The organism is Pseudomonas sp. PME37.24/006, from assembly GCF_055556635.1.
Map to the genome: position 1 here is coordinate 974,832 of NZ_JBVHNL010000001.1, position 24,731 is coordinate 999,562.

Annotated in this window: 34 protein-coding genes; 19 read left to right on the forward strand and 15 right to left on the reverse strand. The window is 61.6% G+C overall.

Going from position 1 to position 24,731, the window contains the following annotated elements:
* The first annotated feature begins 23 nt into the window (after positions 1-23).
* Positions 24-1,241 carry an argininosuccinate synthase gene (locus ACZ3GY_RS04475; RefSeq protein ID WP_465909074.1) on the forward strand — a complete coding sequence of 406 codons (1,218 nt, stop codon included), beginning with the start codon at positions 24-26 and terminating at the stop codon, positions 1,239-1,241.
* Between the two features lie 220 nt (positions 1,242-1,461).
* Here ACZ3GY_RS04475 and ACZ3GY_RS04480 read toward each other — a convergent pair whose 3' ends face one another.
* The 6 genes from ACZ3GY_RS04480 to ACZ3GY_RS04505 form a co-directional block, all read right to left on the reverse strand.
* Positions 1,462-1,803 (reverse strand): HopJ type III effector protein, encoded by a 342-nt coding sequence (locus ACZ3GY_RS04480; protein ID WP_465909075.1) that lies wholly within the window; start codon positions 1,801-1,803, stop codon positions 1,462-1,464.
* Positions 1,800-2,102 (reverse strand): DUF1244 domain-containing protein, encoded by a 303-nt coding sequence (locus tag ACZ3GY_RS04485; protein ID WP_225839413.1) that lies wholly within the window; start codon positions 2,100-2,102, stop codon positions 1,800-1,802. The genes ACZ3GY_RS04480 and ACZ3GY_RS04485 overlap by 4 nt, the downstream gene beginning before the upstream one ends.
* Positions 2,103-2,189: 87 nt before the next feature.
* Entirely contained in the window at positions 2,190-2,561 is a 372-nt protein-coding gene (folX, locus tag ACZ3GY_RS04490) for a dihydroneopterin triphosphate 2'-epimerase (protein ID WP_463564094.1), read from the reverse strand.
* A 2-nt stretch (positions 2,562-2,563) separates the two neighbouring features.
* Positions 2,564-3,124 (reverse strand): GTP cyclohydrolase I FolE, encoded by a 561-nt coding sequence (gene folE / locus ACZ3GY_RS04495; RefSeq protein ID WP_463564095.1) that lies wholly within the window; start codon positions 3,122-3,124, stop codon positions 2,564-2,566.
* Positions 3,125-3,145: 21 nt separating this feature from the next.
* Positions 3,146-3,856, reverse strand: coding sequence for a dihydromonapterin reductase (gene folM, locus ACZ3GY_RS04500; RefSeq protein WP_465909076.1), 711 nt, complete (start codon positions 3,854-3,856; stop codon positions 3,146-3,148).
* A gap of 152 nt (positions 3,857-4,008) precedes the next feature.
* Positions 4,009-4,581, reverse strand: coding sequence for an antibiotic biosynthesis monooxygenase (locus ACZ3GY_RS04505; protein WP_463564097.1), 573 nt, complete (start codon positions 4,579-4,581; stop codon positions 4,009-4,011).
* 371 nt (positions 4,582-4,952) lie between these two features.
* Here ACZ3GY_RS04505 and ACZ3GY_RS04510 point away from each other — a divergent pair, with 371 nt between their 5' ends.
* Entirely contained in the window at positions 4,953-5,906 is a 954-nt protein-coding gene (locus tag ACZ3GY_RS04510; protein WP_465909077.1) for a MerR family transcriptional regulator, read from the forward strand.
* 9 nt (positions 5,907-5,915) lie between these two features.
* Here the strand turns inward: ACZ3GY_RS04510 and ACZ3GY_RS04515 are convergent, their stop codons facing one another.
* A complete protein-coding gene (locus tag ACZ3GY_RS04515; RefSeq protein WP_465909078.1) occupies positions 5,916-6,410 on the reverse strand; it encodes a PilZ domain-containing protein in 495 nt (164 codons plus the stop codon).
* A gap of 171 nt (positions 6,411-6,581) precedes the next feature.
* Positions 6,582-7,034: a PAS domain-containing protein gene (locus tag ACZ3GY_RS04520; RefSeq protein ID WP_465909080.1), complete on the reverse strand. Its 453-nt coding sequence runs from the start codon at positions 7,032-7,034 to the stop codon at positions 6,582-6,584.
* A gap of 138 nt (positions 7,035-7,172) precedes the next feature.
* On the opposite strand from ACZ3GY_RS04520, the gene ACZ3GY_RS04525 reads away from it, so the two are divergent.
* Together ACZ3GY_RS04525 and ACZ3GY_RS04530 are read left to right on the forward strand one after the other, a co-directional pair.
* A complete protein-coding gene (locus ACZ3GY_RS04525; protein WP_465909081.1) occupies positions 7,173-7,625 on the forward strand; it encodes a flavodoxin in 453 nt (150 codons plus the stop codon).
* Between the two features lie 250 nt (positions 7,626-7,875).
* Entirely contained in the window at positions 7,876-8,130 is a 255-nt protein-coding gene (locus ACZ3GY_RS04530; protein ID WP_465909082.1) for a hypothetical protein, read from the forward strand.
* Positions 8,131-8,194: 64 nt separating this feature from the next.
* Here ACZ3GY_RS04530 and gcsR read toward each other — a convergent pair whose 3' ends face one another.
* On the reverse strand, positions 8,195-9,724 hold the full coding sequence (gene gcsR, locus ACZ3GY_RS04535; protein ID WP_463564103.1) for a transcriptional regulator GcsR: 1,530 nt from the start codon (positions 9,722-9,724) through the stop codon (positions 8,195-8,197).
* A gap of 170 nt (positions 9,725-9,894) precedes the next feature.
* Here gcsR and mdcA point away from each other — a divergent pair, with 170 nt between their 5' ends.
* The 9 genes from mdcA (at position 9,895) to madM (ending at position 17,199) form a co-directional block, all read left to right on the forward strand.
* Entirely contained in the window at positions 9,895-11,556 is a 1,662-nt protein-coding gene (mdcA, locus tag ACZ3GY_RS04540; protein WP_465909083.1) for a malonate decarboxylase subunit alpha, read from the forward strand.
* Entirely contained in the window at positions 11,556-12,434 is an 879-nt protein-coding gene (locus ACZ3GY_RS04545) for a triphosphoribosyl-dephospho-CoA synthase (protein ID WP_463564105.1), read from the forward strand. Before mdcA ends, ACZ3GY_RS04545 begins: the two co-directional genes overlap by 1 nt.
* Before the next feature lie 2 nt (positions 12,435-12,436).
* On the forward strand, positions 12,437-12,736 hold the full coding sequence (locus tag ACZ3GY_RS04550; RefSeq protein ID WP_463564106.1) for a malonate decarboxylase subunit delta: 300 nt from the start codon (positions 12,437-12,439) through the stop codon (positions 12,734-12,736).
* Positions 12,729-13,586, forward strand: coding sequence for a biotin-independent malonate decarboxylase subunit beta (locus tag ACZ3GY_RS04555; protein WP_463564107.1), 858 nt, complete (start codon positions 12,729-12,731; stop codon positions 13,584-13,586). The genes ACZ3GY_RS04550 and ACZ3GY_RS04555 overlap by 8 nt, the downstream gene beginning before the upstream one ends.
* Positions 13,583-14,389, forward strand: a complete 807-nt coding sequence (mdcE, locus tag ACZ3GY_RS04560) for a biotin-independent malonate decarboxylase subunit gamma (protein WP_465909084.1) — start codon at positions 13,583-13,585, stop codon at positions 14,387-14,389. The genes ACZ3GY_RS04555 and mdcE overlap by 4 nt, the downstream gene beginning before the upstream one ends.
* Before the next feature lie 11 nt (positions 14,390-14,400).
* Entirely contained in the window at positions 14,401-15,033 is a 633-nt protein-coding gene (locus tag ACZ3GY_RS04565) for a malonate decarboxylase holo-ACP synthase (protein ID WP_465909085.1), read from the forward strand.
* Positions 15,030-15,956 carry a malonate decarboxylase subunit epsilon gene (mdcH, locus tag ACZ3GY_RS04570; protein WP_465909086.1) on the forward strand — a complete coding sequence of 309 codons (927 nt, stop codon included), beginning with the start codon at positions 15,030-15,032 and terminating at the stop codon, positions 15,954-15,956. Before ACZ3GY_RS04565 ends, mdcH begins: the two co-directional genes overlap by 4 nt.
* 65 nt (positions 15,957-16,021) lie before the next feature.
* Positions 16,022-16,429 carry a malonate transporter subunit MadL gene (gene madL, locus ACZ3GY_RS04575; RefSeq protein ID WP_463564111.1) on the forward strand — a complete coding sequence of 136 codons (408 nt, stop codon included), beginning with the start codon at positions 16,022-16,024 and terminating at the stop codon, positions 16,427-16,429.
* 5 nt (positions 16,430-16,434) lie between these two features.
* Positions 16,435-17,199, forward strand: a complete 765-nt coding sequence (madM, locus tag ACZ3GY_RS04580) for a malonate transporter subunit MadM (protein WP_463564112.1) — start codon at positions 16,435-16,437, stop codon at positions 17,197-17,199.
* On the opposite strand, the gene ACZ3GY_RS04585 is transcribed toward madM, so the two are convergent.
* Together ACZ3GY_RS04585 and ACZ3GY_RS04590 are read right to left on the reverse strand one after the other, a co-directional pair.
* Positions 17,177-18,121, reverse strand: a complete 945-nt coding sequence (locus tag ACZ3GY_RS04585) for a LysR family transcriptional regulator (RefSeq protein WP_465909088.1) — start codon at positions 18,119-18,121, stop codon at positions 17,177-17,179. The genes madM and ACZ3GY_RS04585 overlap by 23 nt on opposite strands.
* Before the next feature lie 68 nt (positions 18,122-18,189).
* Positions 18,190-18,501, reverse strand: a complete 312-nt coding sequence (locus tag ACZ3GY_RS04590; RefSeq protein ID WP_465909089.1) for an I78 family peptidase inhibitor — start codon at positions 18,499-18,501, stop codon at positions 18,190-18,192.
* 225 nt (positions 18,502-18,726) lie between these two features.
* On the opposite strand from ACZ3GY_RS04590, the gene ACZ3GY_RS04595 reads away from it, so the two are divergent.
* The 5 genes from ACZ3GY_RS04595 to ACZ3GY_RS04615 all read left to right on the forward strand — a co-directional run bounded on the left by ACZ3GY_RS04595 (position 18,727) and on the right by ACZ3GY_RS04615 (position 21,845).
* Positions 18,727-19,653 carry an ABC transporter ATP-binding protein gene (locus ACZ3GY_RS04595; RefSeq protein WP_465909234.1) on the forward strand — a complete coding sequence of 309 codons (927 nt, stop codon included), beginning with the start codon at positions 18,727-18,729 and terminating at the stop codon, positions 19,651-19,653.
* Positions 19,650-20,411 carry an ABC transporter permease gene (locus tag ACZ3GY_RS04600; protein WP_042552012.1) on the forward strand — a complete coding sequence of 254 codons (762 nt, stop codon included), beginning with the start codon at positions 19,650-19,652 and terminating at the stop codon, positions 20,409-20,411. Before ACZ3GY_RS04595 ends, ACZ3GY_RS04600 begins: the two co-directional genes overlap by 4 nt.
* A 93-nt stretch (positions 20,412-20,504) precedes the next feature.
* Complete coding sequence (locus ACZ3GY_RS04605) at positions 20,505-21,107, forward strand: CoA pyrophosphatase (RefSeq protein ID WP_465909090.1); 603 nt, start codon at positions 20,505-20,507, stop codon at positions 21,105-21,107.
* Between the two features lie 22 nt (positions 21,108-21,129).
* Positions 21,130-21,654, forward strand: a complete 525-nt coding sequence (locus ACZ3GY_RS04610; protein ID WP_465909091.1) for a gamma carbonic anhydrase family protein — start codon at positions 21,130-21,132, stop codon at positions 21,652-21,654.
* Complete coding sequence (locus ACZ3GY_RS04615) at positions 21,654-21,845, forward strand: DUF1289 domain-containing protein (RefSeq protein WP_463564116.1); 192 nt, start codon at positions 21,654-21,656, stop codon at positions 21,843-21,845. Before ACZ3GY_RS04610 ends, ACZ3GY_RS04615 begins: the two co-directional genes overlap by 1 nt.
* A 50-nt stretch (positions 21,846-21,895) precedes the next feature.
* Here the strand turns inward: ACZ3GY_RS04615 and ACZ3GY_RS04620 are convergent, their stop codons facing one another.
* On the reverse strand, positions 21,896-22,567 hold the full coding sequence (locus tag ACZ3GY_RS04620) for a COG3650 family protein (protein ID WP_463564117.1): 672 nt from the start codon (positions 22,565-22,567) through the stop codon (positions 21,896-21,898).
* A gap of 65 nt (positions 22,568-22,632) precedes the next feature.
* Here ACZ3GY_RS04620 and ACZ3GY_RS04625 point away from each other — a divergent pair, with 65 nt between their 5' ends.
* Positions 22,633-23,028 carry a DUF488 domain-containing protein gene (locus ACZ3GY_RS04625; RefSeq protein ID WP_465909093.1) on the forward strand — a complete coding sequence of 132 codons (396 nt, stop codon included), beginning with the start codon at positions 22,633-22,635 and terminating at the stop codon, positions 23,026-23,028.
* Positions 23,029-23,030: 2 nt separating this feature from the next.
* Here ACZ3GY_RS04625 and ACZ3GY_RS04630 read toward each other — a convergent pair whose 3' ends face one another.
* From ACZ3GY_RS04630 to ACZ3GY_RS04640, 3 genes are all read right to left on the reverse strand, one after another.
* Positions 23,031-23,345, reverse strand: a complete 315-nt coding sequence (locus ACZ3GY_RS04630; RefSeq protein WP_465909094.1) for an NIPSNAP family protein — start codon at positions 23,343-23,345, stop codon at positions 23,031-23,033.
* A gap of 71 nt (positions 23,346-23,416) precedes the next feature.
* Positions 23,417-23,728 (reverse strand): putative quinol monooxygenase, encoded by a 312-nt coding sequence (locus ACZ3GY_RS04635; RefSeq protein ID WP_465909095.1) that lies wholly within the window; start codon positions 23,726-23,728, stop codon positions 23,417-23,419.
* Positions 23,729-23,799: 71 nt separating this feature from the next.
* Complete coding sequence (locus ACZ3GY_RS04640; protein WP_465909096.1) at positions 23,800-24,675, reverse strand: LysR family transcriptional regulator; 876 nt, start codon at positions 24,673-24,675, stop codon at positions 23,800-23,802.
* Positions 24,676-24,731: the final 56 nt, after the last annotated feature.

Genomic DNA, 24,731 nt, shown 5'->3' on the forward strand with positions numbered 1-24,731 from the left:
GAACAACCCGTGGAGTGGATGGCATGGCGGACGTCAAAAAGGTAGTTCTGGCCTATTCCGGTGGCCTGGACACCTCGGTGATCCTCAAGTGGCTGCAAGATACCTATAACTGTGAAGTGGTGACCTTCACCGCTGATCTCGGTCAGGGCGAAGAGGTCGAGCCGGCCCGCGCCAAGGCCAAGGCAATGGGCGTCAAGGAAATCTACATCGATGACCTGCGCGAAGAGTTCGTTCGCGACTTCGTCTTCCCGATGTTCCGCGCCAACACCGTTTACGAAGGCGAGTACCTGCTGGGTACTTCCATCGCGCGCCCGCTGATCGCCAAGCGTTTGATCGAGATCGCCAACGAGACCGGCGCTGACGCCATCTCCCATGGTGCTACCGGCAAGGGTAACGACCAGGTTCGCTTCGAACTGGGCGCCTACGCGCTCAAGCCCGGTGTGAAAGTGATCGCTCCTTGGCGCGAGTGGGATCTGCTTTCCCGCGAGAAGCTGATGGATTATGCCGAGAAGCATGCGATCCCGATCGAGCGTCACGGCAAGAAGAAGTCGCCGTACTCCATGGATGCCAACCTGCTGCACATCTCCTACGAAGGCGGCGTGCTGGAAGACACCTGGACCGAGCACGAAGAAGATATGTGGCGCTGGACCAAGTCGCCTGAAGCGGCTCCGGACAGCCCGACCTATATCGAGCTGACCTACAAGGCCGGCGACATCGTTGCCATCGACGGCAAAGAACTGAGCCCTGCCACCGTGCTGGCCGAGCTGAACCGCATCGGCGGCGAGAACGGCATCGGTCGTCTGGACATCGTCGAGAACCGCTACGTCGGCATGAAGTCCCGTGGCTGCTACGAGACCCCGGGCGGCACCATCATGCTGCGTGCCCACCGCGCCATCGAGTCGATCACCCTGGATCGCGAAGTCGCTCACCTGAAAGACGAGCTGATGCCGAAGTACGCCAGCCTGATCTACAACGGTTTCTGGTGGAGCCCGGAGCGTCTGATGCTGCAACAGATGATCGACGCTTCCCAGGCCAACGTGAATGGTGTGGTTCGCCTGAAACTGTACAAGGGCAACGTCATCGTCACCGGCCGTCAGTCCGACGACTCGCTGTTCGATGCCAACATTGCCACCTTCGAAGAAGACGGCGGCGCCTACAACCAGGCCGACGCGGCGGGTTTCATCAAGCTCAATGCCCTGCGCCTGCGCATCGCTGCTGGCAAGGATCGCAAGCTGCTGTAACGGCTAGCGTCTTCAGTCCACGCCGGGCCCTGCATTCGCCAGGGTTCCGGTGTGCGATTTCTCCGTAAGCATCACCCACGACGCATCAACCGGCTCCCTTGGCGATCTCGCTGCAGGGCGGTTTTAGTGTGGGCGTGATGATTGTCAGGAGTGCCGCCGACCGGCTAGGCAGGGCGGCGGAGCTGGCCGGGCGAGCGCCCAGCCGTGGGTGCGAGAGGGCTCAGGCTTTGCGGGTCAGCGACTGCTGTTCGAAACTGATGCCTGCCAGGCCGCTGTTCATAAGGGCGCGAATATTGGCGTGGTCACTGCCTTCGGGAGTGGCCAGCACGCTGCGGTAGTGTTCGCCGAAGCACTGCAGGGCTTCCTGATCGGTGAGGCCTTCGAGCTGGGCCAGGCTCAGGGTCTTGCATGAGCCTTCGTTCTGCCCGGTGGCATTGCTGACCTCACCGTTGCGGAAGGCGCTGGGCTGATAGTCATAGTGCTCAGCGATGAAGGCCAGGGTCTCGGCAAAGGCGAAGTGCTCGCCGCTCAGGCGGGCGCGGAAGTCGTTCAGGTGGCTCATGCTGTTCCTTTTGGGGGCTTGGCGTTGAAGGCAGCCTGCTGCTCGGCGCTGGCTTCGGTCTGGTACTTGGCCTTCCACTCGGCGTAGGGCATGCCATACACCTCTTCGCGGGCCTGATCCGGGGTGATCGCGATATCGAGATCGTCAGCCGCGGCCTTGTACCACTTGGACAGGCAGTTGCGGCAGAAGCCGGCTAGGTTCATCAGGTCGATGTTCTGTACGTCCGGCCGTTCGCGCAGGTGCTGCACCAGCCGGCGATAGGCGGCGGCTTCCAGTTCGAGGCGTTGTTGATCATTCATGGCGAGGCACTCACAAGGAGGGAATGGCGGCGATGATAAAAGCCGGCGGGCAGGTCGGCAACCGAACTGCCTGCGGATTCCAGTGGATCAGCGATGACCTGCGAGGGTAATCGACACCGACTCGGCGAAACGCAGGGCATGGGGCTTGTCGACTTCCACTTCAGCGTAGCGCACCGCCTCGTGGGCCATCACCAAGTCGAGGATTTCCTGGGTCAGGCGCTCCAGCAGGGCGAAGCTGTTGCCTTCGACGTGACGAATAATCGCCTTGGTGATGGTGCGGTAATTGAGGGCGTGATCGATGTCGTTGTCACGAACCGCATCGACGGCCGGGTAGAGAATAGTCAGGTTGATTAGCACGTCCTGCTTGTTGTTGATCTCTTCTTCCTTGATGCCGATGAAGGTGCGCAGGCGCAGATCTTTGACGCGGATGCGCGCCATGCCGGGTTCCAGTCTGGGCATGCTTACTTGCTCCGTCCGATCAGTTGCAGGAATTCATGGCGCGTATTGTAGGACTCGCGGAAGGCGCCAAGCATTACCGAGGTGCTCATTACCGAGTTCTGTTTCTCCACGCCGCGCATCATCATGCACATGTGCTGGGCCTCGATGACCACGGCCACGCCGGCGGCCTGAGTGACTTCTTCGATGGCGCTGGCGATCTGCCGGGTGAGGTTTTCCTGGATCTGCAGGCGGCGCGCGTACATGTCGACGATACGGGCGATCTTCGACAGCCCCAATACCTTGCCAGTCGGAATGTAGGCGACGTGGGCCTTGCCGATGAACGGCAGTAGGTGGTGTTCGCACAGCGAGTAGAGCTCGATGTCCTTGACGATCACCATCTCGTCGCTGTCAGAGCTGAACAGCGCGCCGTTGACGACTTCTTCCAGGCTCTTCTCATAGCCGTTGCAGAGGTACTGCATGGCCTTTGCGGCGCGTTTTGGGGTGTCCAGCAAACCTTCGCGCTCGGGGTTCTCGCCGATGCCAAGGAGAATTTCGCGGTAATGATTGGGCAGTAATGGGTTCATCTTCATTGTCCTCGCGGCGCCTCACTTGAGGTGGCGGCCGCCGTTCACGGTCAGGGTGGTGCCGGTGATGTAGGGGGTGTCCAACAGATAGCGCAGGCTCTGGTAGATCACATTGGGGCCAGGCTCGAAGCCTAGCGCCGATTTGTTCAGGGCCTTGGTTCGGTATTCGGCGTCGTCTTGCGGGTTGAACATCAGCAGCGCCGGGGCGATGCCATTGACCTTGATGTCAGGCGCGAAGCGCGCGGCGAAGGACAGCGTCAGGCTGTCCAGGCCCGCCTTGCTGGCGCAGTACGCTGGCCGGTTGCCGCTACCCTTACGCACCACGTCATCGCTGATGTGGATGATGTCCGCCTGTTCGCTGCGCTGGAGCAGCGCGGCGCAGTGCAGGTTGATCAGGTAGGGTGCCAGCATATGCACAGTGAACAGTTGCTGAAAGGCCGCGGCTTCTTCGCCGGGCGCTTCCGCGAACCAGGCCGAGGCGTTGTGCACGATCGCGCGCAACGCCTCGGTATGGCTCTGCAGGCGTTCGATGAAGGCGAGAATGCTCGCCTCGCTGGTGAAGTCGGCGTGCAGGGTCAGCACGCCGTGTTCACGCAGTTTTTCCAGTTCAGGCCTGTCACTGCGGTAGGTGACGATCAATGAATGGCCGTCATCGAGCAGGCGTTCGGCGCAATAGAGGCCGACACGCTTGCTGGCGCCGGTGATCAGGATCGGGGCGTTGCTGACGCTCATGGGAATTTGCCGGCAATGAACGGGAAAGGCGCCGCCATGAAAGTCGGTAGCCTTGGCCATGCAACGTTATAGTAGCCACAGAAGCTGTACAACCCTTCGTACAGTGTGGGAAAGCGAAGCGCCATGGCCTGCTGGGCCATGGCGCTCCCGGCTCAGCGGCCGGTGGGAGCGCTCACGCGGCGCAGCAGGCCGGCAGGGCGGCTACCTTGCAGCCAGGGGGCGAGCAGGCGGGTGACCAGAGGGATGAACAGGTAGGTCATCAGCGGCGTCAGCGCCAGGGTGCTGAGCAGCACGCGGGTCACTAGTGGAACGTCCGCCAGCAGGCTGCCGAACAACAGGTTGAAGCCAAGGGAAACCGGGAAGAAGGCCAGCCAGATGGCGATGGTCTGTTTCCAGCGTGGAGGTTGTCGCAGGCCGCTGCCGAACCAGGCGTCTATACCCAGGGCGCGCTGTTCATGGGGCTGGGCGAAGAGCCCTTTGCCTCGGCTCAGCCAGGCACGACGCGAGGCGGAATGCTCCCAGGCTGCCATGGTCTGCTCGTCGGTAAAGCGAAATACCATCTGGAATTCGTCGTCACCTGGCGGTGGAGCCAGGACGCCAGAGCCCAGATAGCCGGGGAAGTCGGTAGCCAGTTGCTCGCCTTCGCGTAGCCAGGCGATGAAATCCTGATAGCGCCCGTTGGCAACACGGCGCGCCACCATGAGGGTGACCGGTTCGGTAGACATCGTGTATCTCCTGCAGAGCACCTGGCCAGGGTAGGGTCAGGCGGATGGCGCGGCTCGGGGTGGTGAGTCGCGTCTTGAACGCAGCAAGGATTATTCCTGTTTTATGCAAATTATCCAGCAATGTTATTCACAACTGCCAAAAGGCGGCTTAGCGCCCCAATTTACAAGGGTTTCGAGGCTTTAGCGCAGAATCTGGGTGCTTGAGGAAAATGGCTGTCGATCCAACGATGCCCCGTTTCGGGCAGCCTGAATGGTCGATTAAGTGCCAGAACGGTGCCCGTTTTCTCTGTACAGGCTTTGTATAACTAAAATGAAAGGCACTCAGAGCTGGAGTAGACTGCTGAAATTCTGACCCTATGGCGGTTTTTTCTATGTCCGACCTGGTTGGCTCTTTGCCTTTCAACTCCAGCGCCCTCAAGGAAGAGGAACTGTTCCCAATCCGCGAAGTGGCGCGGCTGACGGGGGTGAATCCTGTGACGCTTCGTGCCTGGGAACGGCGCTATGGGCTGATCCAGCCAGTGCGTACCGACAGTGGTCACCGCTTGTACTCGCCCGTGGATGTCGAGATGGTGCGCAGCGTTTTGGCCTGGATCGAGCGCGGTGTACCGGTCAGCAAGGTCGCTCGGATTCTCGCTCGCCATGGTGGTAATGAAGCCAGCAGTGCACCCACCTACGAGTCGGCCACATCGGGTGAGTGGGCTCAGTGGCAAGGGCGCTTGCTGGAGGCCGTGCACGCCTACGACGAAACCGAGCTGGATCGTGTGTATGGGCAAGTGTTTTCCAGCTACCCACTCTCGGTAGCCTTCCAGGACATCATCATGCCGCTCTGGCAGCAGCTATTGGTGCGTTATGGGCGGCCTGGGTACGGTAGCGAATGGCTATTCTTCGACACATTCCTGCGCGGTCGCGTTTTGCAGCGGCTGCATAACCTGCGCAACCAGCCTGGCCGACGTCTATTGCTGGTCGCGCTGCCTGGCCGTTGCCGCGAGTTGGAGCTGTTGGTGACCGGCCTACTATTGAGTCCGGCCGATGCAGCCGTGCACGTGCTCGGCATTGGCCAGTCGCTCGAAGAGCTGCCGCAGGTGTGCAGCAGGATGCAGCCGTTGACGGTGGTGGTGTTTTCCAATCAGGCGCCTGCGGCCGATACCCCGCAAGTCTTGGAACGCCTGGCGCTCACCCTCGAATGCCCGGTCGCATTGGTGGGCGAGAGTGCTGATCTGCTCGAGGAAAGTTTCCATGGCTCGCCCATCGCTTGCCTGGGCAGCGAAGGCCGCATGATGCGCTTGCGGTTACGGCAATTTCTGGCCGGTCGCCTCGATACCTGAGGCGATAGTTCAGAGCGTATTGGTCTGGGGATACAGATTGCGATACTGCTGGTACAGGTAGTTTTGCAGACGCTCACCGTTGTCTTCGTCCAGCGTTAATTCATACCCCAGCAGGCCATCGCCAGTCACTCGCACCAAGCTACCTTGCAGCGTAATCGGTGCCTGTTCGTCAACGTCCAGGCCGAGACTGAAGCGATCCGGCGGTGAGGATCTTGCCGTTTGTTCGACCAGCAGCCCGCTCAGTGAAAGCTCATGAATCAGCAAGCTGCCCGCTAGCCCATTGCGCGCCAGCAAGGGACGGGGCGGATCGAGCGGCAAGCGCCATGCGCGGTCGAAGGAGCCCTCCTCGAAGATCTGCGGCACCCCCAGCTCCAGGTGGGCTGTGTTCTGTTCATCGGTGACCAGATGAGGTGTGAACGACAGGCGTTGATTGTCGATGTGGGCCTCGATAGTCAGTTGCTCCTTGGCGGCGCAACTGGCGAGCAGCTCGGCGGTTTGCCGCATAGCATCGACCTGCAGGCCCGGATCTGACTCGACCAGAGCAGGGCTGTTTTCCGTGAGTTGCTGTATGAATTCCATTTCGAGAGGGGTTAAGAGTGATGACTCTTGCATGACGGCATTCTGCGCAAGCTGGAAACATCCACTTGTGACAACTGACCGGCTGTTTCGTTACCGTTAGGTGCGTGGTTTCAATTCAGCTAACTCGGCTTGCAAGGCTTGTACCTGTGCTTCCAGCTTCTTCACCCGCTCTTGGTTGTGTACGTGTTCACTGACGTTCTTCTGGATGCCGATGAAGTAGGTCAGTTGATCGCCCTCGTTGAATACAGGGGTGATGGACAGCTCGTTCCAGAAAACACTGCCGTCCTTGCGATAATTACGAATCACCTGGCGACAAGGTTGCTGGGTTCGCACGGCCTCGCGTATCAGGCCCAGAGCTGGCTGGTCACGGTCACCGGCTTGGAGGAAGCGGCAGTCCTGGTAGAGGATGTCCTCGTTGCTGTAGCCGGTAAGTGCTTGGAATGCCGGGTTGGCGTAGATGAGGATGTTGTCCTCTCCCTCCTGCTCCGCGACCACGATGCCGTCATTCGAGGCCTCGACTACCAGTTGCAGCAGTTTGGCGTTGATCATTTCATGCGTCCCCCATCCATTTTCGCCAGTCTATCAGAGGCCCGTTCGGTTGCTGCTTCTGCACCTGGGGCCGTTGGAAACGCCCGGCTGCGCAATGCGGCATAATGCCGGGCGCAGCCCTCAACCTATGGAGTTTTCATGAAAGTCGCGATTCTGTCCGGTTCGGTTTACGGCACCGCCGAAGAGGTAGCCCGGCACGCCGAGGGCCTGTTGAAGCAGGCTGGTTTCGACGCCTGGCATAACCCGCGGGCGAGCCTGGAGGATGTCTTGGCGTTCGGCCCTGAGAGTTTTCTGGTGGTGACCTCGACCACCGGCATGGGCGAGTTGCCGGATAACCTGCAGCCGCTGTACTTCGCGATCCGCGACAGGTTGCCGGCGTGGAGTGGGCTGCCTGGTGGCGTGATCGCGCTGGGCGATTCGAGTTACGGCGACACCTACTGCGGCGGTGGCGAGCAGGTACGCGAACTGTATGGCGAGCTGGGTATCCGCGAGGTGTTACCCATGCTGCGTGTGGATGCCAGCGAAAGCGTCACCCCGGAACAGGATGCCGAGCCATGGCTCGCGGAGTTCACCGAGACGTTGCGCGGGTAAGCGACCGTTTATCCTGCTAGGCGAACATTATTGAACCGCAGCCGGTCGGGTGTAGGGAGCGTTCGCTTTCATTGATGAAAGTGGCGAGATCCCCACCAACCTGGATGAAAGGTGACAATAATGAACAAGACCAAAATGACTGCTTTCTTATTCAGTGGCCTGCTGGCCACTGCAATGCTTCCTGCCGTAGCGGATTCGACCGCTCCACCAACGGGGCCTGCCACCCCGTCGGCTCCTGCCGTGCCAGCAGATGACCCAGGCTTGGGCACCGATGACGGCACCACTCTGCCAGGGGGCACCACGACTCCAGGCACCACTGCACCAGGTACTGGAACCGGTACTGGGAATGGAACCGGAGCGGGTACTGACCCGATGCCCGGTGGTACCGGCACCAATGGTGGTGGAACAGGCGGCGCGGGTAGCGGCACCGGTGATGGTACCGGCGGCGGTGCTAGCAGCGGAGCAGGCGGTGCTGCTGGTGGTAGCAGCGGTCAGTAAGCCATGAGTCTGGCGCAGGTGTTCCCCGAGCATTGATCGTGGACGCCTGCCCGATCCGCACCTGGCGTGCTCTATCGATTGCTCTTGATGCCGTATTTGCGCAGCCGCGTGGCGATGGCGCTGTGCGAGGTATTCAGGCGTGCAGCCAGTTGTCGGGTCGAGGGATGACTGGCATAGAGTTTTTCCAGCAACTCTTTCTCGAACCCTGCAACTGCGGCCTCCAGGCTGCCAACTTCTCCCCCAGCTTGCTGAGCGACGGCGGTGCCGGCGATATCCAGATCGCCGACCTGCACCAGGTTACTGTCGCAGATAGCTGCAGCGCGGAAGATAACGTTCTGTAACTGCCGCACGTTGCCCGGCCAGCGATTGCCGAGTAGGGCAGGGTAGGTATCGGGCGTCAGGCGGCACTGGGTACGCTGAATCTGTGCACAAGCATGCTGCATGAAGTGCCGGGCCAGCAGCAGAATATCCTGACCGCGCTCGCGCAGTGGTGGCACCTGCAGGTTGAGCACGTTCAGGCGGTAGAACAGATCCTCGCGAAACTCCCCTTCGCTGACCATCCGCTCCAGGTTGCGGTGCGTGGCGCTGATGATGCGCACATCGACGCGCTCCTCACGATCTCCGCCTACCCGGCGAAAAGTACCGTCACTGAGGAAACGCAGCAGCTTGGCCTGCAGGTAGGGTGACATTTCGCCAATCTCATCGAGAAATACCGTGCCATGGTTGGCCAGCTCCAGCAGGCCCGGCTTGCCACCGCGTTGCGCGCCCGTGAAAGCGCCAGGGGCGTAGCCGAATAGCTCGCTCTCGGCGAGGCTTTCCGGCAACGCGGCGCAGTTCAGGGCTAGAAAAGAGGCGCTGTGGCGCGTGCTGAGGGCGTGGCAGGCGCGCGCCACCAATTCTTTGCCGGTGCCGGTTTCACCATGGATCAGCAAGGGCGCATCCAGCGTCGCGACACGTTGCGCACGGGCTTTGAGCGTGCGGATCGGTACCGAGTCGCCGAGCAACGAATCGAAGCCCTCGGCATGGTCATGATGCAGCGCTGCCAGGCGCGCGCCGATACGGCTGGGTTCGTAAAGGGTCAGCAGAGCGCCGGCCAGTTGTCCGGTCTCGGCGGTTTCGCTGATGGGCGTGGCATCGAGCAGCAGCGCCTGGCCGTTCAGTGTCACCTCGCGCAGAGGCAGGCGGAAATGCTGATCGAGCAGTGCCTGCTGCAGGTCTGTTTCGGTGAACAGCTCGCCGAGTGCCGCGCCTTCAGGCTCGCGGCCGCACAGGGCGATCAACGCCGGGTTGGCCAGCAGCACGCGGCCGTCAGCATCCACCGCCAGCACCGGATCCGTCATTGCCGCCAGCAGCGCATCGAGCTGCAAACGGCGGCGTTGTCCGGGCAGAATGTCCACCACCGTTACCGCCTGCACGCCACGCACCTTGAACAGTGCCTCGCGCAACTCGTCGAGCACCGCTGCACTGAGGGTCGGTGCGTCGATGTAGACGTTGGGCGGCACCATCTCCACGGCGTCGAGATTGAGGTTACGGCCACCCAGCAGGGCGAGCACTTCCTGAGTGATGCCGACGCGGTCGATGAAGGTGACGTGAATGCGCATGGTAGGCCGGGCAACGGGAGAACGGTGGCGCAGTATGCCCGGTCTGCTCTTCGGCGTTAACCGATGTGCATCGTTAACCTGATCGTAACGATACGACGCCGTGCTTGATTGATGGCTGCTCCCAGCACTCCTACTGTGATCCCACGACAGCGGAACTCGTGGAGTCTTTAATGACAACAACAATATCCCCACCGCCGCAGTGGTCGCGTCGTCGCGCTGAAAAGGCCCGACGTCTCGATCAGGTGCGCGCACTCGCCGATGGCGTGGTTTTGCCAAGCGACAAGATCGTCGCTGCGCTCGAGGCCTTGATCGCCCCCGGTGATCGTGTAGTGCTCGAAGGCAACAACCAGAAGCAGGCGGACTTTCTTTCCCGCTCGTTGGCCAAGGTTGACCCTGGCCGTTTGCATGATCTGCACATGATCATGCCGAGCGTCAGTCGCGCCGAGCACCTCGATCTGTTCGAGCGCGGCATCGCCCGCAAACTCGACTTCTCCTTCGCTGGCCCGCAAAGCCTGCGGATCAGCCAATTGCTCGAAGATGGCCTGCTCGAAGTGGGCGCCATCCATACCTACATCGAGCTTTACTCGCGGCTACTGGTCGATCTGATTCCCAACGTTGCTCTGCTGGCCGGCTTCCAGGCTGATCGGCACGGCAATATCTACACCGGGCCGAGCACCGAGGATACGCCGGCGCTGGTCGAGCCCACCGCCTTCAGCGATGGCATCGTCATATTCCAGGTCAACGAGATCGTCGACGAACTGCCACGGGTGGATATTCCTGCGTCGTGGGTCGACTTCGTGGTGGTGGCGGATAAACCCTTCTACATCGAACCGCTGTTCACCCGTGACCCCCGGCACATCAAGCCCGTGCACGTGCTGATGGCGATGATGGCGATCCGTGGCATCTACGAAAAACACAACGTGCAGTCGCTCAACCACGGCATCGGTTTCAACACCGCCGCCATTGAGCTGATTCTGCCGACCTACGGCGAGTCTCTGGGCCTGAAAGGCAAGATCTGCCGCAACTGGACCCTCAACCCGCACCCAACGCTGATCCCGGCGATCGAGACCGGCTGGGTCGAAAGCGTGCATTGTTTTGGCACCGAGCTGGGCATGGAGGGCTACATCGCCCAGCGCCCGGACGTGTTCTTTACCGGTCGCGATGGCTCGATGCGCTCCAACCGGATGATGTGCCAACTGGCCGGGCAGTACGCGGTCGACCTGTTTATCGGCGCGACCCTGCAGGTGGATGGTGATGGCCATTCCTCGACCGTTACCCGCGGTCGCCTGGCCGGTTTTGGCGGCGCACCGAACATGGGCCACGACCCGCGCGGTCGTCGCCACAGCACGCCCGCCTGGCTGGACATGCGCCCTGAACAGAGCGAGGCGCCGCTGCTCGAGCGCGGCAAGAAGCTGGTGGTGCAGATGGTCGAGACCTTTCAGGAGGGCGGCAAACCGACCTTCGTCGATCAGCTCGATGCGGTCGAGGTGGCAAAGAAGGCCGGCATGCCGCTCGCGCCGATCATGATTTACGGCGATGACGTCACCCACTTGCTCACCGAGGAAGGTATTGCCTACCTCTATAAGGCGCGCTCCCTGGAAGAGCGTCAGGCGATGATCGCTGCCGTGGCGGGTGTCACTGCCATTGGCTTGCGTCACAACCCGAAAGACACCGCACGGATGCGCCGCGAAGGGCTTATCGCGCTGCCGGAAGATCTCGGTATCCGCCGTGCTGACGCCAGCCGCGAACTGCTGGCGGCCAAGAGCATCGCCGAACTGGTCGATTGGTCCGGCGGGCTCTATAGCCCGCCCGCCAAATTCAGGAGTTGGTGATGAGCGCGATTCATTCAAAACAACCGCAACTGTCACTCAGTGAGTGTTTGGCGGATCTGGCCGTCGATGCGTTGATCGACGAGGCTGATTTGTCGCCCAAGCCGGGCCTTGTCGACAAGCGCGGCAGTGGTGCGCACATCGATCTGCATTTGGGTTTGATGCATGCCTCGGCGTTGTCGTTGTGGCCGTGCTTCAAGGCGATGGCCGATGCAGCGCTTGAGTACGGTACGGTAAGCCTGACGTTGCGCGAAGCCATCGGCCAGATTGGTCGTGACGGTGAAGTGGAGATGCTGCGCGTTACGGCGGGGGTGAACACCCATCGCGGCGCAATCTGGGCGCTAGGCCTGCTGACTGCCTCTGCTGCACTGGATAGCAGTGCCTCAGGCGCTGGTGATGTGACCACACGGGCCGCGCGTTTGGCCATGCTCAACGACCGCCACGCTCCAGCCAATGGCGACAGCCATGGTGCCAGGGTCTGTCGCTTGTATGGTGTGCCCGGCGCCCGTGAGGAAGCACAGCAGGGCTTCCCGGCGGTGATCCAGCAGGCGTTGCCGCAGTTGCGGCGCAGCCGTGAGAACGGAGCCGGTGAGCAGAATGCTCGGCTGGATGCCTTGCTGGCGATCATGACCACCCTGACTGATACCTGCGTGCTCTACCGTGCAGGCCTGGCCGGCCTAAGCAGCATGCAATGCGGCGCACGAGCGGTGCTCAAGGCCGGCGGCTGCGCCAGCCTGGAAGGTCGCCGGCGTCTGCGTGAACTTGATAACGATATGTTGAGGCTGCGTGCCTCGCCCGGCGGTGCAGCCGATTTGCTCGCCGCGTCTTTATTCCTCGACCGCCTGCAGCCCGTGCTGCACGCGCAGATTGGGAGTCTCTGACCATGGAAACCCTGTCCTTTGCCTTCCCCGCCGGCTCGCCAGCCCGCAACCGCGCGTTGGTCGGCTGTGTCGGTTCTGGTGATCTGGAAGTGCTGCTGGAGCCTGGTACAGCCGGCACCCTGGCTATTCAGGTCGTGACTTCGGTGAATGGCAGCGCAGCGCGCTGGCAACACCTGTTCGAACGCATGTTTAGCGAGCAGCAACTGCCAGCCCTGAATATCGAGATTCACGATTTCGGCGCTACGCCAGGCGTTGTACGTCTGCGTCTGGAGCAAGGGCTGGAGGAGCTTTCCCATGACTGATGCCACTATTCAACGGCTGCTGGAGCAGCACAGTTTTACCGAGCTTGGCGCCCGCCAGCGCGCCCGTGCGCTGTTCGACGAGGGCAGTTTCCGCGAGTTGGTAGACCCGTTCGCCCGAGTGATTTCGCCGTGGCTGCCCAAGCAAGGCATCGTGCCCCAGGCCGATGACGGCGTGGTCGTCGCCAAGGGGCTTATCGATGCTCAACCTGCGCTTATCGTTGCGATTGAAGGTGCCTTCCAGGGCGGCAGCCTTGGCGAGGTGGGCGGTGCGAAAATTGCCGGTGCCCTCGAGCTTGCGGCCGAAGACAACCGTAATGGCACGCCAACCCGCGCGGTGCTGTTGCTGGAAACCGGTGGCGTACGTTTGCAGGAGGCCAACCTCGGGTTAGCCGCCATCGCCGAAATCCAGGCCGCGATTGTCGACCTTCGCCAGTATCAGCCGGTGATTGGCGTGGTCGCCGGGCCGGTCGGCTGCTTCGGCGGCATGTCGATTGCCGCCGGACTGTGCAGCTATCTGCTGGTGACCCGCGAAGCGCGGCTTGGCCTCAACGGTCCGCAAGTCATCGAGCAGGAAGCCGGTATCGATGAGTACGACTCCCGTGATCGTCCCTTCATCTGGAGCCTGACCGGCGGTGAGCAGCGCCACGCCAGTGGCTTGGTCGACGGTTATGTCGGTGACGATGTCGAGGCGATTCGCGACCAGATCCGCGCGCTGTTCGTGCAGGGTAAGCCCGTGCAGGAACGCAGTCGCCGGCATGCCTGGTTCCTCGAGCGCCTACAGAGTGTCGACACCAGCGTTCAGGCTGACGCAGCTGCCGTGCGCAGTCTTTATCAGGGAGCACAACAATGAGCCAGTCTACTGAATCGCGTGGGCTGAACTGGTTTCAGGCCCTCGCTGGCGATGCGCCGTTAGTGAGTGGATTGCCCGCTTCATTGCGCGTAGCCGATGGCGAACTCGCCGGCCAGGCTGTGCGCTATCTGGCGGTGGTCAGCGATGAACAAAACCGCTTCCCTCGTGCCAGCGGTGGTGAAGTGGGCCTGCTCGAAGGCTGGGGCCTTGCCCAGGCGGTAGATGCCGTGATTGAGCAAGATCGAGACAGCCCTCATAGGCGCGCGTTGATCGCCATCGTCGACGTACCCAGTCAGGCCTATGGCCGGCGCGAGGAAGCGTTCGGCATTCATCAGGCTCTGGCCGGTGCGGTTGACGCCTACGCCCGCGCGCGGTTGGCCGGCCACGCTGTCGTCGGCCTGCTGGTTGGCAAGGCCATGTCCGGTGCCTTTCTCGCCCACGGATATCAGGCCAATCGGTTGATCGCCTTGCGTGATCCAGGGGTGATGGTGCACGCCATGGGTAAGGCGGCGGCTGCTCGTATCACCCAGCGCAGCGTCGAGGAACTGGAGAGCCTGGCAGCCAGCGTGCCGCCAATGGCTTACGACCTGGATAACTACGCATCCCTGGGCCTGCTCTGGGAAACCCTGGAGGTGCAGCAGGTGGTACAGCCTACCGAAAGCGATATCACGGTGGTGCGTGCAAGCCTTGGCCAAGCGCTGCAAGACATTGCACAGAACCCACGGGATCTGCGCTCGCGCCTAGGTGCCGATAACCGTGCAGCCTCCAGCCGAGTCCGTGAACTGTTGCGGGCGCAGTGGTAGGAGAGGGGGCGATGAAGCAGCCACTGCCACATGACCTGCTCTGGGGCCTGCGTCCTGAGCACCTGCCGCAGGACGCTCCCGAGTGGGCTCGCACAGCACTGCGGGGCCGTGTGCCGGTGGTCGTGCGACGTGCGCCGGCCGATCCCGGCTGGATCGCGGTTGGCGTGCGGGGTGCTCAGCGTGAGGAGCGCTTCGCTACTTGGATGCGCTTGGCAGATATCGCGCGTCAGGTGAGCCCCGAAGCGGTTGCGCGTACGGGGCGCTGGCGAGTCCATCGCCGTCCGCAGTGGCCTGCTGTGCAGGCACTGGCGAAGTTGGCGCCGTTATTGACCGAACAGGGCATGGCGTGGGGCGTGACCGGCAGCTTAGGGTTCGAGTTGGCCAGCGGCGTACCCGCCGCTCATCCGGACAGCGATCTCGATCTGTTGTTACGCGTGCCCTATGCCCTATCACGGGCGCGGGCTCAAACGTTGTGCAGCCACCTTGATAGCGTTTTCACGCGGGTCGATATGCAGCTGGAAACGCCCAGTGGCGCGGTGGCGCTACGTGAGTGGGCGGTTGCTAGCGGGCGAGTGTTGGTGAAAACCCGCGATGCCCCGGTGCTGTTGGACGATCCATGGTCTTTGCATGGAGCGCCGGCATGAGCACGCTTTGGGCCTTCCCTGGGCAGGGTGCACAGCGACCTGGCATGTTGCATGCGTTGCCGGATGCGCCAGTGGTGCGCGAATGTCTGGAGCAAGCCAATGACGCGCTGGGTTCTGTCGCCATCGAGCTGGATTCGGCGGAGCAACTGCAAGGGACGCGCGCAGTGCAACTGTGCTTGCTGATCACGGGTGTTGCTTGCGCGCGGCTGCTGGTTGCGCGGGGGCACCTGGCTGATTATGTCGCCGGGCTGTCCATCGGCGCCTATGCCGCCGCCGTCGCCGCCGATGCGCTGGATTTCAGCGACGCCGTGCGCCTGGTGGCGCTGCGCGGTGAGTTGATGCAACGTGCCTACCCGCAGGGTTTCGGCATGACCGCCATTCTCGGTCTGGATCAAGGCAGCCTGGAGCGCCTGCTCGAGGAGGCCGACGGGCCGGTTTATCTGGCCAATATCAATGCGGACAATCAGTTGGTCATCGCCGGCAGCGATGCTGCCATGGCGGCGGTCGCCCGGCAGGCGCGAAGCCTGGGCGCGAGTGCCGCCAAGCGCCTGGCGATGAGTGTGCCGTCGCACTGCGAGTTGCTTGCCGCGCCTGCCGCACAACTGCGTACCGCCTTCGCCGATGTTGCACTGCGGCCTCCGCGTATTACCTATCTCAGTAGCAGCTCCGCGCGCGTGATTGGCGACAGTGAGCGGCTGCGCGACGACCTGGCTGGCAATATGAGCCGTATCGTCAACTGGCAGGCGACCTTGCAGACCGCCTACGAGCGGGGCGTGCGCCTGCATCTGGAGTTGCCGCCTGGCAACGTGTTGAGTGGCTTGGCGCGGCGTGTGTTCGAGCCGGGGCAGGTGATCGCGTTCGAGGGTGCCCGTCTGGATACTCTGGACGCCCTGTTGCGTGAGGAGGTGAGCCGCAGCCGATAGCAACGCGGGTCGTTTACCGAAGGACAACAACAATAACTTCGACAAGTAAAACGAGGACAACAACAATGATTATCTACGGTGTCGCCTTCCTGGCGTTCTGTACCCTGGCGGGTATCTTTATCGGCGAGTTGCTTGGCAAGCTCATCGGCGTACCGGCTAACGTCGGTGGTGTCGGCATTGCCATGCTGCTACTTATCTTTCTCGGTAGCTACTTGAGTAAACGTGGACTGTTCGCTGGTAAATCGGAACAGGGTGTCGAATTCTGGAGTGCTATCTACATCCCCATCGTCGTGGCCATGGCGGCCCAGCAGAACGTCTATGGCGCCCTCAGTGGCGGCCCCATGGCGATTCTTGCCGGCACTGCGGCCGTGGTCATCGCCTTCCTGATGGTGCCGGTGCTCAGCCGGATTGGTCAGCCCGCCGCGGATGAACCGCCGGCGCCCAGTACTCCCCTGACCAAAACCCCACGGTGATTGCCATGTACGAATCCTTGATGAAAGTGATCACCAGCTACAGCCTGATCAGCGGTTTCGCCATCATCGGCATCACCATGTGGGTGTCTTACTGGTTCTCCGACAAAGTAACCAACGGGCGCCTGCATGGCTCAGCCATCGCCATCCTGTTGGGCCTGGTGTTGTCTTATTTCGGTGGCTTGTACACCGGTGGGCAGAAGGGGCTGGTGGATATCCCGCTGTTTACTGGTATCGGTCTGCTTGGCGGCGCCATGTTGCGTGACTTCGCCATCGTTGCCACGGCGTTCGGGGTCAATGTCGAAGAGTTGAAACGTGCTGGTTTCTCTGGCGTGCTGGCGTTGTTCGTCGGTATCGGCACGTCGTTCATTGCCGGCGTTGCCGTGGCCATGGCCTTTGGGTACACCGATGTGGTGAGCCTGACGACCATCGGTGCCGGCGCGGTGACCTATATCGTTGGCCCGGTGACTGGTGCGGCGATTGGCGCCAGCTCCGACGTGATGGCGCTGTCCATTGCCGCCGGCCTGATCAAGGCGATTCTGGTGATGGTTGCCACACCATTCGTGGCGCCTTATATCGGCCTGAACAATCCGCGCAGTGCGGTGATTTTCGGCGGCTTGATGGGGACGTCCAGTGGTGTGGCTGGTGGCCTGGCCGCCACCGACCCGAAGTTGGTGCCGTATGGTTGCTTGACGGCTGCGTTCTACACCGCTCTTGGCTGCCTGCTTGGGCCGTCGCTGCTGTACTTCATCATGCGTGGTCTGTTCGCCTAATATCGTCAGGGTGCTGGCCGAGGCTGTACATACGGCACTCGGCGAGGAGCGCGAGCAAGTTGGGGTCGCGCTCCTTGGCCTTGAGGAACACCACACCGATATGCTGCTGCAGGTGATACTTCGCCTGTAATGGGATCAGCCGCACGCGATTCTCATAGACCGCCGCCACGCGGCCCGGGAGCAGCGCATAGCCGACACCGGAGCTGACCATGCTCAGCAGGGTGAAAATATCTTTCACCTGCATCGCCACATTGGGCTCGAAACCGGCTTGGCGAAACACCTGCTCGCCATCACGAAACGTCGCATAGCCCTGGCTCAGGGTGATGAAGGTGGCGTCGCGTAACTCTGCCAGGTCGACATCGGACTGGTTGGCGAAGGGCGAGTCGTTTGGCACGGCAAGGAAGATATCGTCGGCGAACAATGCCAGTTGATCGCAGTCCTGATCGCTGACACTTTCGTCGAGGGCGACCAGAATGGCATCCAGCTCCATGTTCTTGAGCTTGTACATTAGATCGGCATTGGAGCCGAGGATAAGGTCGATGTTCAGCTCGCTACGGCGAATTTTCAGGCCCATGATCAACTGCGGCACGGTTTTCACCGTCAGCGAATACAGCGAGCCGAGCTTGAATCGCTCGGCCGAGAAGCCTGCGGCTTCCCGGGTCAGGCGCACGGTATCGACAACGTCCTGCACCAGCTTGCGCGCCTTTTCCTCCAGCACGTAGGCGCTTTCCAGGGGAATCAGGTTGCGCCCTTCATGCTTGAACAATGGGCAACGCAGGGCGCTTTCCAGCGAGTGAATGGCACGGTGCACGCTTACATTGCTGGTATCCAGCTCGCTGGCCGCTTTCGAAAGGTTGCCGCTGCGCATGAAAGCCAGAAAGATTTCCAGCTTCTTGAGCGTCAGTTCTTCATCTATCTGCATGGGCCAGATCCGATCCGTGGCGGTGGAGTGGCCCGATTGTGCCGCAGATTAGTCGCGGTTGTACGTATTCAACCGCAGGCGATGCGCTCGATCACTTCTGCTTCAGTGATGTCGATGTTCAGGCGCTGGGAGTCGTAGTCCAGGGTGACCATGTCGCCGGGCGAGAGTACCCGTGCAGTGCGGGCGCCAGACTGTTCGCGGGCCTGTTCGACGATTTCCGCGGTGGCGACCTGGCCGAGCAGGTTCTGAGCGGCTTCGGCAGTACATTTGCCGTTGTTGTTGGCGGGTTTCGAGGCCTGGGTGGGCGCTGTGTCGGTCGAACTGCAGCCGGCGAGCATGGCGAGCAGAGCGGCGCCGCCAATCAGGTGTTTGAAAGCCATTGCATGATCCTTGTATCTGAAGGGTTCGCTGTGAAGTACCAGAGTGTGCCGTTTATCCGACTGCTTTGTCGTGCCCGTGTTCCGAATTCAACGTATCCAGGCACTGTTGAGGTGCACCTCGTGGCGATGCAGCCCCGGTGATTGCTCTTGTGGCGCTGAGCGGGGCAGCAGGGCTTGTAGCATTTCTTTACAATGGCCGACTGTTTTCAGGATCAAGGCGATGCCGTGCAACCGGTCATTTCTATTCAGCAGTTGAACAAAACCTACGCGTCGGGGCACCCGGCGTTGAAATCCATCGATCTGGACATCCACAAGGGCGAGATCTTCGCGCTGCTGGGCCCCAACGGCGCAGGCAAAACCACGCTGATCAGCATCATCTGCGGCATCGTCAATCCCGGCAGCGGTTCGGTGACGGTGGGCGGTCACGACATCCTGCGCGACTATCGGGCGGCCCGCTCGAAGATCGGTCTGGTGCCCCAGGAGCTGTTCAACGAAGGTTTCGAGAGCGTCTGGGCGGCGGTGCGTTTCAGCCGTGGCCTGTTCGGCAAGGCGCCAGACAACGCGTATCTGGAGCAACTGCTGCGAGACCTGTCGCTGTGGGACAAGAAGGATGCGCGCATCTTCGAACTGTCCGGTGGCATGAAGCGCCGGGTGATGATCGCCAAGGCGCTGTCCCATGAGCCGGAGATTCTGTTTCTCGACGAGCCGACCGCCGGGGTCGATGTCGAGCTGCGCCGCAACATGTGGGAAATGGTGCGCAAGCTGCGCGAGCGCGGCGTGACCATCATTCTGACCACCCACTACATTGAAGAGGCCGAGGAAATGGCCGACCGCATCGGCGTGATCCGCAAGGGCGAGATCATTCTGGTGCAGGACAAGGACACCCTGATGCGCCAGCTCGGCAAGAAACAGCTGACCCTGCACCTGCAGCAGCCGCTGAGCGAACTGCCGCCCGCGCTGCAGCGTGATGACCTGCAATTGCGCGACGACGGCTACGAGCTGGTCTACAGCTTCGACGGCCAGCAGGAGGATACCGGCATCGCCGCATTGCTTCAGGCGCTCGCTCAGCACGGCATCGCCTTCAAGGATCTGCAGTCGAGCGAGAGTTCGCTGGAGGACATCTTCGTCAGTCTGGTGAGGGATCGGACATGAATTTCTACGCGATCCGCGCCATCTACCTATTCGAGCTGGCCCGTACCTGGCGCACCCTGTTGCAGAGCATCGCCACGCCGGTGATCACCACCTCGCTGTATTTCGTGGTGTTCGGCTCGGCCATCGGTTCGAGCATGACTCAGGTGCATGGCGTCAGTTACGGCGCCTTCATCATCCCCGGCCTGATCATGCTGGCGCTGCTGACCGAGAGCATCTCCAATGCCTCGTTTGGCATCTATATGCCCAAGTATTCGGGCACCATCTACGAAGTGCTGTCGGCGCCGATTTCCTACCTGGAAATTCTCCTCGGCTACGTCGGCGCAGCGGCCACCAAGTCCATCGTGCTCGGCCTGATCATCCTCGCCACGGCGCGGTTGTTCGTCGATTTCGAGATTCTTCATCCGTTCTGGATGCTGGCCTTCCTGGTGCTCACGGCGCTGACCTTCAGCCTGTTCGGCTTCATCATCGGCGTGTGGGCCGATGGCTGGGAGAAGCTGCAGATCGTCCCGGCGCTGATCGTCACGCCGCTGACTTTTCTCGGTGGCAGCTTCTACTCGATCAGCATGCTGCCACCGGTGTGGCAGACGGTGACTCTGTTCAACCCAGTGGTCTACCTGATCAGTGCGTTCCGCTGGAGCTTCTACGGCGTATCCGACGTCAACGTGCTGGTCAGTCTGGGGATGATTCTCGGCTTCCTGCTGGCGTGCATCCTTACGGTCGGGTGGATATTCAAAACCGGCTATCGCCTCAAGAGTTGATGTAGCGGGCTGGCTCACGTTCAGGCGGCGCGGGGTTGGGCAGCGCCGCGCTTTCATGCCATTATCCGGCGCAGAAGAATTCCGAGAATGGTCATGCTGGACGAGTTACTCCAACGCGTTCGAGGCTACAGCCCGCACTTCATGGAAGCCCAGGAGGGTTTTCCCGAGGCTGCGGTGCTGGTGCCCATCACCCGCAGCGAAGAGCCCGAAGTGGTGCTCACCCTGCGCGCCAGTGGTCTGTCCACTCACGGTGGCGAAGTCGCCTTTCCCGGTGGTCGTCGCGACCCGGAAGACCGCGACCTGATCGACACCGCCCTGCGTGAGGCCGAAGAAGAAATCGGCCTGCCGCCCGGCCTGGTGGAGATCGTCGGGCCGCTCAGTACGCTGGTTTCCAGGCATGGCATTCAGGTCACGCCCTATGTCGGCGTGGTGCCGGACTTCGTCGACTATCAGGCCAACGATGGCGAGATCGCCGCGGTGTTTTCCGTACCCCTGGCGTTCTTCCGTGATGACCCCCGTGAAGTCACCCACCGCATCGATTACCTCGGCCATAGCTGGTACGTGCCGAGTTACCGCTATGGCGAGTACAAGATCTGGGGGCTGACGGCGATCATGCTGGTGGAACTGGTCAACGTGGTCTTTGATGCCGGCATCGACATGCAGCGCCCACCCGAGTACTACATTCACCTCAAGTGAGCCTGGCTCCGAGACTTTCGCCATGAAATACCGCCTGGGCAATGCCCGTGTCGAACAGCACCCGCAAAGCTGGGTCGCACCCAGTGCCACCCTGATCGGCAAGGTACGCCTTGAGGCGGGTGCCAGCGTGTGGTTCGGTGCGGTGTTGCGTGGCGACAACGAATTCATCCATATCGGCGAGGACAGCAACGTGCAGGACGGCGCAGTGCTGCACACCGATATGGGCTCGCCGCTGACCTTGGGCAAGGGCGTCACCGTTGGCCATAACGCCATGCTGCATGGCTGTACGGTCGGTGATTACAGTCTGGTCGGCATCAATGCCGTGGTGCTCAATGGCGCGCGTATCGGCAAGCACTGCATCATCGGCGCCAACGCGCTGATCGCCGAGGGCAAGGATATTCCCGATGGCTCTCTGGTGGTGGGCTCGCCGGGCAAGGTGGTGCGTGAGCTCACCGAGCAGCAGAAGAAACTACTCGAAGCCAGTGCCGCTCACTATGTACAGAACGCCAAGCGTTATGCCACCGATCTCGCCGAGCAGGAAGACTGATGCAAACCGTCGAACGTCCCGTCGCCTCGCCCTGCGTGCATGTCTGTGCACTGGACGAGGAGGACATCTGCATCGGTTGCCAGCGCAACGTCGACGAGATCACCCGCTGGAGCCGCATGGACAACGCCGAGCGCCGTCAGGTGCTGCAGTTCTGCCATGAGCGTGCCAGAGACAAAGGCATCCTGCTTTAGCGGGATGCGCCGCCCGATTGCGACACATCCCGTGCCAGCAGTGACTGTGATCAGTCGTTACGCGCTCCGCCGAATGCCGCGCAGCCGCGCATCAGCTTGCCATTGAGGCGCAGCTCGGCGCTCAGATGCTGTACCGCGCCGCTCATGGTGTTGACGCAACGCTGCGGCGCGATCCACAGCTCGACGCGTTGGCCATTGGCTTCGCTGGTCAGGTTGGTGCGACCATCGGGCAGCTGCTCTTCCATATACGGTAGCGCCAGAGGCTCGTGATCCGGGCCGCTGAGCACCATGCCCTGATTGCTCACGGTTACGCTCCAGAACGGCTCCTGGCCGCTGGCGCGCACCAGCGTGCGCTTGAAGTTGGGGTCGTCACAGCCATGGCCTTCGCCTTGCAGCCGGTACACGCGGCTCAGTTCCATGCCGCCGTCGGCGCCGCTGACCGTGGTCGAGCCCATCAGCCCGCGCAGGTCGGCGAACAGAACCGAATGGCCGTCGCTGAGCAGCTCGCTGCTGTCCTGCGTGATGCTGGTATTACCCTCGGTGATCGCGAAGCGGCGTGGATCCTCGCATGGCTTGAACCACAGTTGATCGGCTTCACGAGTCAGTTCGCCTTGCAGGCGCGTCTGGGATTTTTCCGGATCCACGGGTTTGCCCGTATACACCGCGCAACTGGCGAACAGTGGCAGCAGGGTGAACACTAGGTGTTTAAGGCTGATAGACATGTGGCTCTCCGTTTGCGAGCGGCCACGTTACCGAGGCCGTAGGGCAATCTCAAGGGACGCTGACGATGATCCGTTGCAAACGCGTTTACGAACCAGAGGAGGAGGGTGACGGCTACCGGGTGCTGGTCGACCGCCTATGGCCACGAGGGTGCCGCAAGGATGCACTGCCACATGATCAATGGCTGCGTGACGTGGCGCCGTCAGCGCAGTTGCGCCGTAGCTTCGCGCATCAGGTCGAGGCGTACGAGAGGTTTCGCGATGCCTATCGCCGCGAGCTGGCCGCTCACCCTGAGTTCTGGCAGGGGCTGCTGGCCCGCGCCGCAGAGGGAAACCTGACCTTGCTGTACACCGCACGGGATACCGAGCATAACAACGCCAAGGTGCTGCAAGATTTTCTAGAGGATGAGCTGGAGCGGCGAGGGGACAGCAGCTCACCAGTCTGTTACGCCGGTGAGTTCTGACGTTATCGAGGCGCTACGCCCACTGGGCGCATGAAGCTGCGCTCGTAACTGATGACGCAGCGGTTCTGCTGGGCATAGGCGAAGGCCTCCAGGCACTCGGCATCCTGCATCGAGCGCTCACGGTACTCCTCGTAGGTGGCCAGGCTGGGGAAGCTGAACAGCGCCAGCGCCACGTTGTTGGCACCTTCCGATGGCAGGAAATAGCCGTGATGCTGGCCGCCGAATTTCTCCACCAGTGGTATCCACAGCTTGGCGTAGTGCTCGAATTCGGCGAGTTGGTAAGGGTCGATGATGTAGCGCAGGCAGCAGGTGATCATGGGCGTCTCCTTGACGGGGTGTACAGCAATCGGGCTTGTTGCGGGTTTGCGGGTGAGCACACTTGTGCCGCTCAGTGCTCGGCTTTGCTGGGCTTTTCGGTAAAGGCGTCCATTAACAGGAAGGTGCCAGGCTGGCGCCGGTAGCTGTCGATTTTCGGTACTAACGTCCTGAAATGTTCGGTCTTGCAGTGCGTGTCCAGCGCCGCTTTGTCTGGCCAGGTTTCGATGAAAACGAAGTGGCCCGAATCCTTTTGATCGATATGCAAATCGTAAGACAGGCACAGGGGCTCTTCGCGTGTTTTGCGAACCAGCTCGGCGTACAGCGGCAGTACGTCGTCGATGTGTTCAACCTTGATGAAATCTTGGGCGATGACCGTGAGCATGGCGATGGGCTCTTGTTGGCAAGTGAGATATACGGGGTGCAGGCGAAGCGCGTTGTGATGCGAAAGAGTATTCAACTGCTCAGGAGGCGTTCCAGCAGCCAGGCGGCAGCCGGGCCCAGCGGTCGTTCCCGCGACCAGACCACGTCCACCGAAACCTGCTTGGGCCAGCCGTTGATGGCCAGTTCTTGCAGGCGATCGCCGCCATGGCCGATCACCAACTGGCGAGGCAGGGCAGCCCAGCCAAAGCCCAGCGTGGCCATTTCCAGTAGCAGCAGGTAGTCCGGCGCCGACCAGCAGCGTCCGCCGCTGCCCGGCAGATCGTCCAGTTCTTCTTCCTGCTTCGCCACAGTGCTCAGGCGCAGTACGCGCCAGTGGGCCAGGTCATCCGCAGTGACTCGCGGTAGTTGGCCAAGCGGATGTCCCCTGGCCACGAACAGGCCGAAGTCGGCGCAGTCGGCCAGGCTGGCGTGGGCTAGTTCCGGTGGGTAGCTGGGCTGGGCGGCGAGCAGGCCCAGGTTGACGCGGCCCTGGCCGACCAGGTCGAGAACATCAGCGTGCTCGGCGAAAAAACATTCAAATTCCAGATCCGGGTAGCGCTGATCGAGCTCCACCAGACGAGCCTGATACTGGCTCGCCTGGTAGGCATCCGACAGCACCAGCGTCAGCTTGGGTTCCAGGCCTGCAGACAATTGGCCGGCTTGGCGCAGCAGGCGATCGGATGCTGCCAGCACATCCTGTACGCGGCTCAAGAGGCTGCAGCCAGCCTCGGTGAGCGTGAGCTGGCGCGCGCCGCGCTCGAATAGGCTGACGTTGAGGTCGATTTCCAGTCGCGCAATGGATTCGCTAACCGTCGATTGGCTTTTGCCCAGGCGCCTGGCCGCCGCGCTGAACGAGCCGGTGGCGGCCGCCTGGGCGAACGCCTGGAGAGATTCGGGAGAGAGGTTCATATCGGTTTTGCCGATGGCTGGCAACTTTGCTCTGGCTGTTTTTCCGATGAGGATAG

What these genes read in the sequence shown, in the direction of transcription:
- ACZ3GY_RS04475 (WP_465909074.1), top strand. Translation starts at nt 24, where the DNA reads ATGGCGGACGTCAAAAAGGTAGTTCTGGCCTATTCCGGTGGCCTGGAC.
- ACZ3GY_RS04480 (WP_465909075.1), bottom strand. Translation starts at nt 1,803, where the DNA reads ATGAGCCACCTGAACGACTTCCGCGCCCGCCTGAGCGGCGAGCACTTC.
- ACZ3GY_RS04485 (WP_225839413.1), bottom strand. Translation starts at nt 2,102, where the DNA reads ATGAATGATCAACAACGCCTCGAACTGGAAGCCGCCGCCTATCGCCGG.
- folX (WP_463564094.1), bottom strand. Translation starts at nt 2,561, where the DNA reads ATGCCCAGACTGGAACCCGGCATGGCGCGCATCCGCGTCAAAGATCTG.
- folE (WP_463564095.1), bottom strand. Translation starts at nt 3,124, where the DNA reads ATGAACCCATTACTGCCCAATCATTACCGCGAAATTCTCCTTGGCATC.
- folM (WP_465909076.1), bottom strand. Translation starts at nt 3,856, where the DNA reads ATGAGCGTCAGCAACGCCCCGATCCTGATCACCGGCGCCAGCAAGCGT.
- ACZ3GY_RS04505 (WP_463564097.1), bottom strand. Translation starts at nt 4,581, where the DNA reads ATGTCTACCGAACCGGTCACCCTCATGGTGGCGCGCCGTGTTGCCAAC.
- ACZ3GY_RS04510 (WP_465909077.1), top strand. Translation starts at nt 4,953, where the DNA reads ATGTCCGACCTGGTTGGCTCTTTGCCTTTCAACTCCAGCGCCCTCAAG.
- ACZ3GY_RS04515 (WP_465909078.1), bottom strand. Translation starts at nt 6,410, where the DNA reads ATGCGGCAAACCGCCGAGCTGCTCGCCAGTTGCGCCGCCAAGGAGCAA.
- ACZ3GY_RS04520 (WP_465909080.1), bottom strand. Translation starts at nt 7,034, where the DNA reads ATGATCAACGCCAAACTGCTGCAACTGGTAGTCGAGGCCTCGAATGAC.
- ACZ3GY_RS04525 (WP_465909081.1), top strand. Translation starts at nt 7,173, where the DNA reads ATGAAAGTCGCGATTCTGTCCGGTTCGGTTTACGGCACCGCCGAAGAG.
- ACZ3GY_RS04530 (WP_465909082.1), top strand. Translation starts at nt 7,876, where the DNA reads ATGACCCAGGCTTGGGCACCGATGACGGCACCACTCTGCCAGGGGGCA.
- gcsR (WP_463564103.1), bottom strand. Translation starts at nt 9,724, where the DNA reads ATGCGCATTCACGTCACCTTCATCGACCGCGTCGGCATCACTCAGGAA.
- mdcA (WP_465909083.1), top strand. Translation starts at nt 9,895, where the DNA reads ATGACAACAACAATATCCCCACCGCCGCAGTGGTCGCGTCGTCGCGCT.
- ACZ3GY_RS04545 (WP_463564105.1), top strand. Translation starts at nt 11,556, where the DNA reads ATGAGCGCGATTCATTCAAAACAACCGCAACTGTCACTCAGTGAGTGT.
- ACZ3GY_RS04550 (WP_463564106.1), top strand. Translation starts at nt 12,437, where the DNA reads ATGGAAACCCTGTCCTTTGCCTTCCCCGCCGGCTCGCCAGCCCGCAAC.
- ACZ3GY_RS04555 (WP_463564107.1), top strand. Translation starts at nt 12,729, where the DNA reads ATGACTGATGCCACTATTCAACGGCTGCTGGAGCAGCACAGTTTTACC.
- mdcE (WP_465909084.1), top strand. Translation starts at nt 13,583, where the DNA reads ATGAGCCAGTCTACTGAATCGCGTGGGCTGAACTGGTTTCAGGCCCTC.
- ACZ3GY_RS04565 (WP_465909085.1), top strand. Translation starts at nt 14,401, where the DNA reads ATGAAGCAGCCACTGCCACATGACCTGCTCTGGGGCCTGCGTCCTGAG.
- mdcH (WP_465909086.1), top strand. Translation starts at nt 15,030, where the DNA reads ATGAGCACGCTTTGGGCCTTCCCTGGGCAGGGTGCACAGCGACCTGGC.
- madL (WP_463564111.1), top strand. Translation starts at nt 16,022, where the DNA reads ATGATTATCTACGGTGTCGCCTTCCTGGCGTTCTGTACCCTGGCGGGT.
- madM (WP_463564112.1), top strand. Translation starts at nt 16,435, where the DNA reads ATGTACGAATCCTTGATGAAAGTGATCACCAGCTACAGCCTGATCAGC.
- ACZ3GY_RS04585 (WP_465909088.1), bottom strand. Translation starts at nt 18,121, where the DNA reads ATGCAGATAGATGAAGAACTGACGCTCAAGAAGCTGGAAATCTTTCTG.
- ACZ3GY_RS04590 (WP_465909089.1), bottom strand. Translation starts at nt 18,501, where the DNA reads ATGGCTTTCAAACACCTGATTGGCGGCGCCGCTCTGCTCGCCATGCTC.
- ACZ3GY_RS04600 (WP_042552012.1), top strand. Translation starts at nt 19,650, where the DNA reads ATGAATTTCTACGCGATCCGCGCCATCTACCTATTCGAGCTGGCCCGT.
- ACZ3GY_RS04605 (WP_465909090.1), top strand. Translation starts at nt 20,505, where the DNA reads ATGCTGGACGAGTTACTCCAACGCGTTCGAGGCTACAGCCCGCACTTC.
- ACZ3GY_RS04610 (WP_465909091.1), top strand. Translation starts at nt 21,130, where the DNA reads ATGAAATACCGCCTGGGCAATGCCCGTGTCGAACAGCACCCGCAAAGC.
- ACZ3GY_RS04615 (WP_463564116.1), top strand. Translation starts at nt 21,654, where the DNA reads ATGCAAACCGTCGAACGTCCCGTCGCCTCGCCCTGCGTGCATGTCTGT.
- ACZ3GY_RS04620 (WP_463564117.1), bottom strand. Translation starts at nt 22,567, where the DNA reads ATGTCTATCAGCCTTAAACACCTAGTGTTCACCCTGCTGCCACTGTTC.
- ACZ3GY_RS04625 (WP_465909093.1), top strand. Translation starts at nt 22,633, where the DNA reads ATGATCCGTTGCAAACGCGTTTACGAACCAGAGGAGGAGGGTGACGGC.
- ACZ3GY_RS04630 (WP_465909094.1), bottom strand. Translation starts at nt 23,345, where the DNA reads ATGATCACCTGCTGCCTGCGCTACATCATCGACCCTTACCAACTCGCC.
- ACZ3GY_RS04635 (WP_465909095.1), bottom strand. Translation starts at nt 23,728, where the DNA reads ATGCTCACGGTCATCGCCCAAGATTTCATCAAGGTTGAACACATCGAC.
- ACZ3GY_RS04640 (WP_465909096.1), bottom strand. Translation starts at nt 24,675, where the DNA reads ATGAACCTCTCTCCCGAATCTCTCCAGGCGTTCGCCCAGGCGGCCGCC.